The sequence below is a fragment of the Catonella sp. genome, from assembly GCF_057250765.1.
Map to the genome: position 1 here is coordinate 1 of NZ_DBHIEC010000008.1, position 14,039 is coordinate 14,039.

13 protein-coding genes are annotated in these 14,039 nt (G+C 41.0%); all 13 read right to left on the bottom strand.

What is annotated here, in order from left to right; all coding sequences use genetic code 11:
- Positions 1-108: 108 nt before the first annotated feature.
- The 13 genes from ileS to ACO6HM_RS05565 all read right to left on the bottom strand — a co-directional run bounded on the left by ileS (position 109) and on the right by ACO6HM_RS05565 (position 14,029).
- Positions 109-3,267 carry an isoleucine--tRNA ligase gene (gene ileS / locus ACO6HM_RS05505; protein WP_485390141.1) on the bottom strand — a complete coding sequence of 1,053 codons (3,159 nt, stop codon included), beginning with the start codon at positions 3,265-3,267 and terminating at the stop codon, positions 109-111.
- Positions 3,268-3,399: 132 nt separating this feature from the next.
- A complete protein-coding gene (locus tag ACO6HM_RS05510; RefSeq protein ID WP_485390142.1) occupies positions 3,400-4,227 on the bottom strand; it encodes a hypothetical protein in 828 nt (275 codons plus the stop codon).
- 14 nt (positions 4,228-4,241) lie between these two features.
- Positions 4,242-5,135, bottom strand: coding sequence for a DUF6115 domain-containing protein (locus ACO6HM_RS05515; RefSeq protein ID WP_485390143.1), 894 nt, complete (start codon positions 5,133-5,135; stop codon positions 4,242-4,244).
- 10 nt (positions 5,136-5,145) lie between these two features.
- Complete coding sequence (locus ACO6HM_RS05520) at positions 5,146-5,487, bottom strand: hypothetical protein (RefSeq protein WP_485390144.1); 342 nt, start codon at positions 5,485-5,487, stop codon at positions 5,146-5,148.
- A gap of 18 nt (positions 5,488-5,505) precedes the next feature.
- Positions 5,506-7,107, bottom strand: a complete 1,602-nt coding sequence (locus ACO6HM_RS05525; RefSeq protein WP_485390145.1) for a DUF342 domain-containing protein — start codon at positions 7,105-7,107, stop codon at positions 5,506-5,508.
- 98 nt (positions 7,108-7,205) lie between these two features.
- Entirely contained in the window at positions 7,206-7,991 is a 786-nt protein-coding gene (locus ACO6HM_RS05530) for a sigma-70 family RNA polymerase sigma factor (protein WP_485390146.1), read from the bottom strand.
- Positions 7,992-8,019: 28 nt separating this feature from the next.
- Entirely contained in the window at positions 8,020-8,313 is a 294-nt protein-coding gene (locus ACO6HM_RS05535) for a hypothetical protein (protein WP_485390147.1), read from the bottom strand.
- Entirely contained in the window at positions 8,310-8,795 is a 486-nt protein-coding gene (locus ACO6HM_RS05540) for a chemotaxis protein CheD (RefSeq protein ID WP_485390148.1), read from the bottom strand. Before ACO6HM_RS05540 ends, ACO6HM_RS05535 begins: the two co-directional genes overlap by 4 nt.
- 67 nt (positions 8,796-8,862) lie before the next feature.
- On the bottom strand, positions 8,863-9,489 hold the full coding sequence (locus ACO6HM_RS05545) for a chemotaxis protein CheC (RefSeq protein ID WP_328706792.1): 627 nt from the start codon (positions 9,487-9,489) through the stop codon (positions 8,863-8,865).
- Between the two features lie 16 nt (positions 9,490-9,505).
- Positions 9,506-9,997 carry a chemotaxis protein CheW gene (locus ACO6HM_RS05550; RefSeq protein WP_208428952.1) on the bottom strand — a complete coding sequence of 164 codons (492 nt, stop codon included), beginning with the start codon at positions 9,995-9,997 and terminating at the stop codon, positions 9,506-9,508.
- A 24-nt stretch (positions 9,998-10,021) separates the two neighbouring features.
- Positions 10,022-12,139, bottom strand: a complete 2,118-nt coding sequence (locus tag ACO6HM_RS05555; protein WP_485390149.1) for a chemotaxis protein CheW — start codon at positions 12,137-12,139, stop codon at positions 10,022-10,024.
- On the bottom strand, positions 12,140-13,219 hold the full coding sequence (gene cheB, locus ACO6HM_RS05560) for a chemotaxis-specific protein-glutamate methyltransferase CheB (RefSeq protein WP_208428954.1): 1,080 nt from the start codon (positions 13,217-13,219) through the stop codon (positions 12,140-12,142).
- A gap of 42 nt (positions 13,220-13,261) precedes the next feature.
- Complete coding sequence (locus ACO6HM_RS05565; RefSeq protein ID WP_485390150.1) at positions 13,262-14,029, bottom strand: flagellar brake protein; 768 nt, start codon at positions 14,027-14,029, stop codon at positions 13,262-13,264.
- Positions 14,030-14,039: the final 10 nt, after the last annotated feature.

The window sequence follows — 14,039 nt, forward strand, 5'->3', positions numbered from 1 at the left end:
AGGGCGGATTAGGGACTTTCACCCTTTAGAAACGTGCGCCGCAAGGCACACTACAGAAGAAAGGCTTGCGCATACCCGCAAACCTTTCCCCATAACCTTCTTTAACTCTTAATTCTTCTTTACACCCATCTCTACATTCTCACCGTTGATGTTCCACTCCTTAGTATAACCATCCAAAGAACCGGTTACAATCTCAGTTGCCATTACATCAGTGAGGATGCTGTCTTTGTTTTTCTGCATAAGTGCTTCAAGCTTTTCATTGCCATTAGCATATACTGTAATCTTGTCCATCACCTCAAAGCCTGCTTCCTTACGCATAGTCTGAATTTTACTTATAAGCTCTCTTACAAAGCCTTCCTCAATAAGCTCAGGAGTAAGCTCTCTGTCAAGAACCACAGTTATTCCATTTTCTGACTGAGTCTCAAAGCCCTCAACCTGTACGGCCTCATAGAGAAGGTCATCCATAGCAAGCTCTTCATCTACTCCGCCTACATTTAGTACAGTCTTGCCTGTTTCTTTAAGCTCTGTCATTACCTTAACACCATCCACATTGGCAAGCACTTCCTTAAGAGCATTAAGTCTGCTTCCAAATCTCTTGCCAAGGGTTCTAAGCTGTGGCTTAAAGGTGTAACCACTGAACTTGCTTACATCATCAAGCATTGTTATATTCTTAACATTTAACTCTTCCTTTATGATGTCCATATACATTTCAGGAAGAACATTCTTACCTGTTGCAAAGTTCACATACATATTGCCAATAGGCTGACGATTCTTTATATTCGCCTCATTTCTGCCTGCACGTCCAAGCACAACTATCTCAAGCACCTTTTCCATATTGTCCTCAAGCTCTTTATCAATATGGCTTTCATCCACCTTAGGGAAGTCACACAGATGTATGCTTAAAGGAGCAGTCTTGTCTATGCTTCTAACAAGGTTCTGATATATCTCCTCTGTCATAAAAGGAATCATAGGAGCCGCAGCCTTGCTTATCTCTACAAGGGCTGTATAAAGAGTTAGGTAAGCATTTATCTTATCCTGCTCCATTCCCTTTGCCCAGAAACGGTTACGGCAGCGTCTTACATACCAGTTACTCATCTCATCTACAAAGTTAAGAAGCGCCTTGGCAGTCTCAAGTATACGATAGTTATCAAGGTTATCCTCTACAGCCTTGATAGTGGAGTTTAGCTTTGAGAGGAGCCACTTGTCCATAACTGCAAGCTTGTCATACTCAAGCTTATATTTGGTAGCATCAAATTCATCTATATTTGCATAGAGCACAAAGAAAGCATAGGTATTCCAAAGTGTGCTCATAAACTTGCTCTGTCCCTCAGTTACAAGCTTATCTGAGAAACGGTTTGGAAGCCATGGAGCACTGTTGGCATAAAAATACCAGCGGATTGCATCTGCACCATGCTTTGCCAGTGCATCAAAAGGATCTACTGCATTTCCCTTAGATTTACTCATCTTCTGTCCGTTTTCATCAAGAACGTGTCCAAGCACGATGACATTCTTGTAAGGTGCTTCATTGAAAAGAAGCGTGGACTCAGCAAGAAGTGAATAGAACCAGCCTCTGGTCTGGTCTACAGCCTCTGAAATGAAGTCTGCCGGGAACTGTTTCTTAAAGAGTTCCACATTTTCAAACGGATAGTGATACTGTGCATAAGGCATGGCTCCTGAATCAAACCAGCAGTCAATAACCTCAGGAACTCTATGCATTTCCTTACCACAGTCAGGACACTTAATGGTTACCTTGTCAATAAATGGGCGGTGAAGCTCAATATCATCAGGGCAGTTGTCACTCATCTCCTTTAGCTCTGCCTTGCTTCCGATAACATGCACCTTACCACACTCACAGGTCCAGGCAGGAAGAGGAGTACCCCAGTATCTGTTTCTTGAAAGTCCCCAGTCCTGTACGTTCTGAAGCCAATCGCCAAATCTTCCCTTGCCTATACTTTCAGGTATCCAGTTAATCTTAGCATTGTTTTTAAGCAAATCATCTCTTACTGCAGTCATCTTGATAAACCATGTCTCTTTTGCATAGTAAATAAGAGGACTGTCACATCTCCAGCAGTGAGGATATTCGTGTTCAAACTTAGGCGCATCAAAAAGCAGCTTTCTGTCTTCTAAGTCCTGAAGCACTAGAGGATCCGCAGCCTTGATAAACTTGCCTGCAAAAGGGGTGTCCTCAGTAAGCTCACCCTGTTCATTAACAAACTGTACAAATGGAAGGTCATACTTTCTTCCGATTCTGGCATCGTCCTCACCAAAGGCAGGAGCAATATGAACTATACCTGTACCATCTGACATAGTAACGTAATCATCCATAACTACGTAGTGTCCCTTTTTGTTCTGCTTCTTGGCAGCCTCACCCGCACAGGCAAAAAGCGGTTCATACTCACGTTTTTCAAGGTCTGAACCCTTGTATCTCTCAAGGATTTCATAGGCCTTGGTGTCTTCAGCCGCAAGCCCACCAAGTACCTTGTCAAGAAGAGCCTCAGCCAAATAGTAGGTATATCCATCTGCAGCCTTGACCTTTACATAGCTCTCCTCTGGATTCACACAAAGAGCTACGTTGGAAGGAAGTGTCCAAGGTGTGGTTGTCCATGCTAGGAAATATGCATCCTCACCCACCGCCTTAAATCTAACTACCGCAGAACGCTCTTTTACATTCTTATAGCCCTGTGCAACCTCGTGAGAAGAAAGGGAGGTACCGCAGCGAGGGCAATAAGGCACTATTTTATGGCCTTTATATAAAAGTCCCTTTTTCCATATCTCTTTTAACGCCCACCACTCTGATTCAATGAAATCATCGTGATAGGTAACATAAGGGTTGTCCATATCTGCCCAGAAACCAACAGTTCCTGAGAAGTCTTCCCACATTCCCTTAAATTTCCATACAGATTCCTTACATTTCTCAATGAAAGGCTCCATACCGTACTCTTCTATCTGCTCTTTGCCGTTTAAGCCAAGGAGCTTTTCTACCTCTATCTCTACAGGAAGTCCATGGGTATCCCAGCCTGCTTTTCTAGGCACTCTATAGCCCTTCATAGTCTTATAGCGTGGAATCATATCCTTAATTACTCTGGTTTCAACATGTCCTATATGTGGCTTGCCATTGGCAGTAGGCGGACCATCAAAGAACATATAGGTAGGAGCATCCTTCCTACTCTCTATGGATTTTTCAAAAATCTTGTTATCATTCCAAAATTTAAGCGTAGCCTTTTCACGGTCTACAAAGTTCATATCAGTTTTGACTTCTCTGTACACTATAATTCCCTCTTTCCATCAAAAAAATGTAGGGGCAAAAGAATTGCCCCTACCATGGTAAATTAAATTTGAGCTTTTGTCAATCTTTAAGACTAACAACCTTCATTTTATTTTCACTTATTAAGTTTTAACTTACTTCACAAGTTTTGATGCTATCTCAGCATAGCTTTGCCCCGCCTGCAGTTCAACGGTTCCGACCTTTATCCTTGATGCATAGCCATTGCTTACAAGAAATCTGTTGAACTTTGCGCTGTCATCTATGATGCCCAATGCCTTAAGTGAAGCCGCCACTCTCTCAGATGTCATACCTACAGAAACCGTAAAGCTTACCTTGCCATATGCCACACTTGGTTTAGGTGCTTCTTCAACCTGCTTTGGCTTTGGTTTAGCCTTTTTAGTTACCTTTTTATTTTTGGTGTCCCCGGGCTTGGACTTTCCGGTCTCGGTGTTACTGTTTTGGGTATCTGAGGTTTTGGCCTCACTATCTGTGGAGTTTCCGGCTGTGGCAGTTCCTGCTTGTGCTGTTCCTTCCTTGGAAGGCTCTGCTTTGGTATCTGTGGTTTCGGCATTGCCGGTATTATCTCCTGTGGCAGTTCCTTCTTCTGTGGTCTTATTTCCTTCATCTGAGGTTTGCCCGGTTTCTCCACTTTCTTCACTGGGTGTATTGCTTATTGTTGAAGACGTGTTTGGCACTTTATCTTCTGTCTTAGATGTACTGCCTTCAACCTTTGATGCATTTTCATCTACCTTGATATCAGAGAGATTAGGCATCTTATCTTTCAGCGAATTAAGCTCCTTCTCCTGAAACTCGCTTACCGTCATCATACCAAGCTCTCTGGCTTTTGTCTTGATTTCATCATCACTAAGAGCCTTATTAGACTTCCCATATACAAAATACATAATAGCAGCCATTAAAATAGCACCAAGCCCTATTCCTCTTAGCATATATTTTAACTTCACCTATGCTTCCTCCATTACTTACCGTATAATCCAAGTATAAGCTGCACTTCTCCCTGTCCCATACCTAATTCCTTGGATATTTCCATTACAGATTTCCCTTCAGAATGCATTTTTAATATCTTATCATTGGTGGATAGTTCCTCAGTAAGTTCAGGACTAAGGTCAATCTCATCAATTTCTTCGGTAATCTCAGGAACCTCCGCATCCTTAAAAATGTCCCTCTCATCTGCGTCAAAGATATCATTTATATCAGACGGAATGTCCTCTACCTCTTTCTTTTGCATCTTTACGAGATTCTTAGCCTGAGCAGGGATTTCAGCAGGCTTATTGGCTGCCTTTGCCTGTTCAATACCGGTAGGCACTCTTTGGGATTTCTCCTGTTTTGCTGCCACCGGATTCCCCGGCTTTGCTATCACAGTCTGCCTTACCTCTTTGACCTTAACCAACTTATCATCAATATCGTTGTTAAGTGCTTTAATCCGTTCCTCTTCTCTCTCAAGCTCGTGTCTTAAGCCGTCAATCTTAGCAGAAAAGTCCTTAAGGTAATCACTCTTTTCATTTAGCATATCATAAAGGAATATCACTTCCTTATGGTTCTGCTCAATCTTCTCAATAAGCTGTCCGCTCATGTCATTGATTGCAAGCATCTTATCGTTGGCTATTTCAGACATCTTGTCAGCAAAACCGCCAAGCTTATCCTCAGATATAGCTGAAAGCTTATCAGAAAAGCCCTTCTCAACGCGCGTCATCACCTTTTTAACGCTGTCTTCACTAAGTGCCCTCCCGCGTATTTCTTCCGCAATCTTTTCTTTCTCGTGATTATCAATGTCGGCCTTTTCTTTAATAAAGAAACTGGCACCTATGCAGGCCACTCCAATTATAAGACATATCATTACTATAATATCCATAAACCCTCACTTACAATTTTATGTCTATTGTCCTTCCGGAAGTTTCAATCATCTTATCCATTACTTCAGAAAAATATTCATCATCATCTTCGTTGTTCTTTTTTCTCTTTTTCTTATCCTTGTCTCCGTAGTATTCGTTTTTACCCTTTTCTCTGGGATCAAAACCATAGTCTCTAAGTGCTGCATTATCCGCTTCATTGGTTCTTGTAAGCTTTCTGTCAGCCTGAGCATTCACTTCATGAGTTAAAAACCTTTGTTCCGCAGGTATCCTATTCTCCTCTGCAGTTCTATGTATTGATACCTCCTGACTACGGTTAGGCATAAGATAATTATCAATATTTTGAATAGGCATAAGCTACACCTCACTATCCTAGTACATATGCCTTGCTATAACGTCAGCCCCATCCCTGACAAATCTAACGTTCTTAACAATTTCCCTCACATAAAGGGTGGCATCTACAACAACTACCTTCACTCCGGGATATACCAAGTTGCCTACTTCTATGACACCGCCATCCTGTGTGTTGATTTCTTCCTGCACTGCAGCAAATTCTTCCTGCATGGTTACAATATCTTCACTATCCTTTTTATATTCCATTGCAAGAATCTTAAACTGAGCCAGCTTGTCAGGAGGGAGCTTGCCATCACTTTGAAGCTTTCTCCTATATAGATCAATTGACTTACTTGATACGTCCATTCTCCGGACTGTTTCTTCGATTTTATTTTGCAAGGTCTTAAACTTAACCAGCAAAGTCGGATCCACACCCACTTCCATGTTGGTCTTAGTCCCCATTTCAGAACCTGCGTTTTTAACTCTGATTAATGTCTCTGACCTTATCGTTCCGCCATTTACATAGCCCTTCTTGCTATTTACTATAACATCTCCTTTAGCGGATACATCGCTATGTATAATGGCATCAGCCATCACATAGCCACCGGAATTCACAGTGGTATTCTCTAGGAACTTAGCCACGATATTGCCGCCGGACTTAAGTATTCCCTTGCCCATCCCACGGATACCGCGCTTGAGTATAATCTTACCTCCGGCTACTATCTCAACGCCTTCGGCAGTTCCGCCTATAACAACATCTCCGGTAGCATTAATCCTCAGTCCGTTTATGACATTGCCCTTCACCTCTACATTGCCGTCATAGTTAATATCACCTGTAGATAAGTCCACGTCTTCCTTTACCACGAAGATATTGGATACCTTGACTCTTTTCTCGTTATCAAGTATTGCGTGTCCAGAAATATTGCTTATAAGGTGAAGTCCATCCTCAGATAAGGTTATATCTTTACCATATTTGAGCACAAGCTTTTCCACCTTGGATGGCTTAATAAGCCTTCCTCTAACATCGGTCCCCGGTGTACCTTCATCTTCTTTGATAAGCTCTGCAAGCTCATCACCGGCTTCCACGCTTGCAATGATATCAAGGTCAAAGAAGTCTACAGAGCCATCCTCTTTTTCCTTTGGCTTTGCCTGCAAGTCGGTATTGAATTTATAAATAATCTTGGCATCATGTCCGTCTATAGGCTCTTTACCTCTTGCCATAATATAATCTGTACAGTACTGCTTATTGTTCATATAGCTGTCTACTGCAGATTCAATTATACCAAATTTAACTCCGTTAAACTCAAGGTCCTTTAACAAATCCTCCTTATGCATAATTCTTCCACCTGTTGAAGGTGGTATAAACCTGCATACAGCCTTCATTCCGTCATCTGAGATATCGACTATCATCTTCTCAGCCTCGGGATAAGTCTTTTCGGTATTTGTCTTAAATATAAACGGCTCCTTAGCCTCCTGTACTGCCTTTGAAAATTCTTTATAGTCCATCTCAATGCTATGAGAACCAAGATAGCTTGCCAATTCATCAAGATTTAGCGGTGCTCCACCCTCACGGGGCGGAAAATACTTGATATATACCGCATCCTTAATAAGCATCTGAAAAAAAGCATTCTTATAAACCATATACCCACTCCCTGTAATATTCCCCGTGTAATCCATCTATAATCCTAAGTATGTGGTTAATGCCTGTATACTACAGGATATTTTGTGAATAACCGTCTTTACATTGCTCTTGTAAAAATATCCATGTAATCGCCAAGCTTATCCTTAAGCTTAGTAAGTGCCTTAGTATGTAGCTGAGATACTCTTGACTCAGATACGGAAAGCACCTGGCTTATTTCTTTTAGGGTAAGCTCCTCATAGTAATAAAGGGCAATAACCTTTTGTTCTTTCTCAGTTAGCCCTTCTATTGCAGTCGCCAGAGATTCTTTAAGCTCTTCCTTTTCCACAGCCTCCTCAGGCTGTACATAGCTTGATATTCCAAGCTTGCTGCCTGAATTGTCGGCAACCAAATCGCTACCCTGTTCAAGGTAGTCATCAAGCGATATAACACCCGACATTCCTACCTGACTCTGCCAATTCATATACTCCTCGACAGATATACCAAGCTCCTCAGCTATCTCCTCATCAGTAGCCATTCTACCATATCTCTCTTCGATAGCGCGCTCAGCAGCCTCTAACTTTTTCTGACGCTGGCGGGTAGTTCTGGGAATCCAGTCCATCTTCCTAATCTGGTCAAGAATTGCACCCTTAATTCTCAGGCTGGCATATGTCTCAAATTTGACTCCTTTTACATAGTCAAACTTATCTATTGCATCTATAAGCCCAAAAACGCCATATCCCACCAAGTCATCATACTCTACATTGTAGCCGAGATACATAGACATACGTCCTGCTATAATTTTAACTAAGTTTGCATATTCAACAATAAGTTTTTCCCTTATTTCCTGAGTCGGTTTTTTGGCATATTGCTCCCATAACTTCATCCCAACTTTTTCATCTGCCATAAACAACTCTCTCCTCTATATGCTTATTTTAGTTCGCTTGATTACCTTCGTCTTCGTTATCAGCCTTCTCTTCTTCTTTGTTTTCTTCCATCTCAGCCTGTTCTTTGGCATTTGCATTCGCATTTGCCGCATTCTCATTCTCCATATTAATTATCTTAATAAGAGCCTTCTTTGTAAGACTTCCGATAATCAAAAATATTATGAGTACAGCTAATAATATTTCAAGACTACGCAGGGTTTCGTATCTGTTATACATACATATAAATATCGTAATAGCACCTGCTGACAACATAATTGTAGCAGGTAAATATCTGTATTTCATATCTCTTTACTTCCCTTACCCACAGCTTTTATCAAAAGAACTCCGGTTGATGAGTAAAACTCAATCGTTCTTCCATAATTCAAACCGGTATCAGAAGCAACAATAGGTATTCCAAGAGCTTTTAACTTGGCCTTAACTGCCTCAACATTTCTATCTCCTACTCTAAGCATGTCATTGGAGTTTGAAAAAGCAAACATCTGAGCTCCTCCAGCTATTTTTGCAATCATAGAAGATTTCCTTGCACCTAAGGATAACATTTGTTTCAATAGTTCGTCAAGCCCTGTATCTGCAAATTTGGCAATATTGCTATTATTGGCTATTTTTGTACTGTCAGGAAGCATACAATGTAACATACCACTGACTTTAGTGGTCTTATCATATACAACAGCCCCAACACAGGAACCCAGTCCCAGCGTTGTGAGGTTATCCGGAGCCTTACAAACTTTAAGGTCTCCCATTCCGACTTTTATCATTTTTTCCATAATAAACCTAATCCACAGGCAGCCTGTAAACTGCCTGTGGCTCTCCCAAACTTTTATTGTATTAGAATCACAAACCAAGAGATGTCAATATCTTATTGTACGAATCCAAAGTAGGTGTAAGGATAAAATAACCTGTAACATCGTTATCATCCTCCATAAACTGGGATTCAATCAACAATGCCTTGTCACCAAGCTTGCCAAATTCAATAGCCGGTACACTTAGTATAGCACCTGCCATATCAATGGACAAGTATGGAATTGACTGATTTATTTTTAACTGTGTCATTGAGGACAATGACGATATGTAGGCACCAGAGATAATGTTACCAAGCTCCTTAAGAGCAGATAATGACATTTCATCAAGCTCTGCATCCTCAGGTGTGGTACCTACAGGCCTTCCAAAGAGAATGTCCACCAGTCCAAAGGCTGATTTTGTTTTCATCATAAACATCATCATTCCGTCAATATCCTCGTCAAGTGTGACAAGAATACCAACTACTATTGTCTCAGCCCCGCCCATTATTTCGTGCAGCTCTTCAAAGCTAAGAAGGTCTACCTTAGGAACATTCATATCTACTTTTGTATTTAGCATGCTTGAAAGGGCTGTAGTAGCGTTACCTGCTCCTATATTACCAAGCTCTCTAAGGACATCAAACTGCATTCCTTCAACATTATTTAAATCAAAATTTGCCACCCTGGTACCTCCAAAATTATGCCAATTCCTTATCCTTTTCTTTATCCTTTTCCTTATCCTTTTCTATGATGACATTCTGCATGTTAAGTAAAGAAATAAGTGCATCATGAGCTCTTCCAACGCCTATAAGGTACTTGGCTTTCTCGCTGTTATTGCTGTTAGAAGGCTTTTCAATCGAATCATCAGCAATGGTTACTACCTCTTTTACCTCATCAACAAGGATGCCGATTGAGCCGCCCAGCTCTTCAAGCTTTATTATAATGATTCTTGTAGCATTTGTAAATTCATCATCAGAGAGTCCAAATTTAAGCCTAAGGCTCATAACAGGGATTACTTCACCTCTAAGGTTGATGATCCCCTTGAAATAAGGCTGTGACTTAGGTACCCTTGTAATCCTAGTCATTCTTACAATGTTATCTACAAAACTAATATCTATTCCATACTGCTCTGTTCCTAGCTTTGTAACTATATACTGTTTAGCTTCTACCTCTAAACTTCTTTTATCCATGAGTTTATACCCCTTTCATCCGGACTAAAGTAATACATTTGCATCCAAGATAAGTGCAACTTCACCATCACCAAGTATGGTAGAGCCACTTATAAGCTTAGGAGTGCTGATGTATTTTCCAATTGACTTGATAACGATTTCCTGCTGTCCTATAAGGCCGTCAACTACAAGACCTGCAAGCTTGTCAGCCTTTCTTACAATTACTATCACAATATTGTCGTTATTAGCCTCTCTCTCCGGAACATCAAGAAGTGTATCAAGCCTGATAAGAGGGATAACAGTACCACGAAGGCTGATTACCTCTTTAGACTGAACGTACTTTATATCGTCCTTTGTAACTTCTTCTATTGTCTGAATACTTCCAAGAGGTATAGCATACTTCTCAGTGCCAAGCTCTACCATAAGCGCCTGAACAATAGCAAGTGTAAGTGGAAGTCTGATAGTAAAACTGCTTCCTGCTCCACGCTCTGTCTTACACTCAATGGTACCGCCAAGGGATTCAATGTTAGTCTTAACAACATCAAGACCAACTCCTCGTCCTGACACATCACTTACCTTATCCGCAGTAGAGAAGCTAGGTGAGAATAATGTAGCTATAGCTTCTTTATCTGTTATTGTATCAATCTGGTCAGCAGGAACAAGTCCTCTTTCAACCATCTTTTTCTTAACTTTTTCTACATTGATACCTGCACCATCATCACGTACTTCTATAACTACGTTGTTTCCTTCCTGATAAGCATCGAGGAAGATTGATCCTACCTCAGGCTTACCAAGACGCACTCTCTCCTCATTTGACTCAAGACCGTGGTCTGCTGAGTTACGAAGAAGGTGCATAAGAGGATCACCAATCTCATCTACAACAGTTCTATCAAGCTCAGTATCCTCACCTGTCATGTAGAGTTCCATCTTCTTGTCAAGCTTCTTTGAAAGGTCTCTGATCATACGTGGGAACTTCTGAACTGTACTTTCAATAGGTACCATCCTCACCTTCATAACAGTCTCATGAAGATTGGTGGTAACAGTTCCAAGATATTCAATCTGCTCATTAAATGCAGACATATCACCGCTGTCTCTCTTATCAGTTGCGCTCATTGAGACAAGACCGTTCTTAGCGATAATAAGCTCACTCACCTGATTCATAAGGCTGTCAAGCTTCTCAATATCCACACGGACTGAACGGCTGACTACAGGCTTTCCTTTTCCCTTAGCCTTGCTTGCATCCTGCTTTGCAGCAGGTGCTGCGGCTGTAGCTGCTGCAGCAGGTGCGGCAGACTTAGGAACCTCTTCCTTCTTAGGCTCATCAGCCTTTTTAGGTTCGTCAGCCTTAGGCTCATCAATAGTCTCAATCACAACATCTTCGATTTCTGAAACGTTCTGTATAGCTGCCCTAACTTCATTCTCAGTCTCCTTTGTTAAGAAGATAAGACTGAAGTCAAAATCAAATTTTTCATCTTCAATTTCCTGAACAGCAGGACTGGATATAATAACCTCACCTATTTCTTCAAGAGCCTTAAACACAAGGAAAGCTCTTGCAGCCTTTAGAAGACAAGACTCCTGAATATACACGGTAGCACCGAACACATTCATATTGTCATCAAATGCTTTCTTTATAGCATGCTCCTCAACTTCAGATAATTTGATATCATGAAATTTTGCCTTGGCATTTGTCTCTGCTGACTCTTCAGTAGCTGTGGCAGCTGCTGAGGCCGTTGCAGCAGGTGTAGAGGTTGCTGCAGGAGCCGCAGGCGCTTCGCCGCCTCCACCATTTAAGAAATGATTGAGTTCATTTATAATTGCCTCGTTGTCATTATCTCCCTCATCAGAAGTTTCCTGAATCAAATCAAGATATTCCTGAATAGCATCAAGACCTCTAAAAAGAGTATCTACGAGGCTGTCGTTAACCTTCATTTTTCCTTCACGAACTGCGGAGAACACGTTCTCCATATCGTGTGTAAGGCGCTGCATTCTCTTAAATCCCATGGTTCCTGCCATACCTTTTAAGGAATGTGCGGAACGGAATATTTCTGCAATTGCATCGCTGTTGTCCGGCTCTTTTTCAAGAACCATAATCTGATCGCTTAAAACCTGAATATGTTCCTTAGTTTCGTCTACGAAAATATCCAAATATTGACTTGTATCCATTTAATGTACCCCCGTCGCTTTTACTATAGCATCGGCAATCTGATCTAATGGCAGAACTTCATCTACAAGTCCCGCTTCAGCTACCATCCTTGGCATGCCGTACACTGTACATGTCGGCTCATCCTGGGCTATAACATAAACATTGTTAGTTTGTTTCAATTGTTTGATTCCGGCTGTTCCATCTGCTCCCATCCCGGTTAGTACCACACAGACAATCTTGTCATACGCACTTCCCATAAGGGATTCATACATGATGTCGGCACAAGGTCTTAGGCCTCCTCTTGGAGGATCTTTTTCAAGAGAAATAAAGCTTTCGCCTGACTGTTCTTTAATTCTAAGCTGATATCCTCCCTTTGCAATGTAGAGCTGATTTTCCATTAGCCTGTCGCCATCATCAGCTTCTTTTACATTTACCATACTTGATTCCTGAAGTCTGTCCGCCAGAGTTTTTGTAAAGCCTTCCGGCATATGCTGTACTATCAGCATCGACGCACCTATTTTATGCGGAAGCAAAGGAATCAGAGTCTGAAGTGCTTTAGGACCACCAGTTGAACAGGCAAGAGCAATAAGCGTCTTTCCGTTTCCTGCACCTAACCTTTTAGGATAGACAAATTCTTTAGCCACTTTAACAGCCTTCATCTTATCAGATGCATTAGCATCCTTGTCTGTGAGAGGCAAAGCCTTTGTCGCTGCTTCAAGACTATCGATTAGATTGTTCTTAAATACTTCTTCCCTTACCTTAGCATAGCTGTCAGGTTTGAGAACAAAGTCAAACGCACCTAATTCCAAAGCCTTGATAGTTTCAGATGCTCCTTCTTTTACAAGAGTACTCACTACAATTACGGGAATTTTATTTTTTACCCTTACCAGCTCCGCCAGTAACTCAAGCCCGTTCATCTTAGGCATATTGATATCTAAGATTACCGCATCATAGTTTCCCTTGTTAGTAAGAAGCAGGTTCAATCCTTCCAGGCCATCACGAGCAATATCTTTAACCTGAAATCTCTTATCGGATTTTATTATATCAGATAGTACCCTTCTTATGAGTGCAGAGTCATCAATTATCAAAATTTTTTTCATTTTCAATACACCTCTTAATTACAAACGGGCATCAAAGGCCTTTTATAACAGCTCTTTACGCCTGTTTCTACGTTCTTCTTCGAATACAAACCTAACTATTGTATCCCTCGATATCTCCCTCATCCCCATAAACTTGGTTCTGATTTCGTATTTAGTAGGCGATGAATCCGACAATTTTCTAAATGAACCAATGACGTTCATAAGAAAATACTGTTCTTTTGAATCGTCTCCAACGTTAAATTCAATACCAAGAATGACAAGCTCATTTTTAGGTATCTCCTTATCTGACAGAAACTTCACTCCGCCCCCACTCAGGTCGATTACGATACAATCTTCCCAAAGATAGGTATTACCTGCTACCAAATCTATATATCGGCTTTTATTCTCCTGAATTAACCTGCTTTCGCCAATAAAATCGCTAAGTCCCTGTTTTTCATCTTCAGTAAGTATATGATATCTGGCTCCTATCGAGCACTGAAGCCTGTAAAACTGCCTTCTCTGGCTCTTTTCGAGCTCTGTAACAAGTTTTATAATCATTACGGCAATACTGCCCTCAAAAAATCTCTCAGTAACAATCGTCCTTGCCGCCAAAATACCAAAAGCAGTATAAAAATACATATAACTTTCTTCACCCTCTTCAAGAGGTATGGTTACTGTTTTATTCATAGGCATGGTAAGCTTGAATGTAATTTCATCAATCACATCTATTACCTTGCTGCTTAGAGTATCAAATTCATCTGTATCCTTGCTTACATAAGCCTGACGAACTATATCAACTTTATCTCCTATAGAAACAGAATAAGTTGCCATATATTAACTA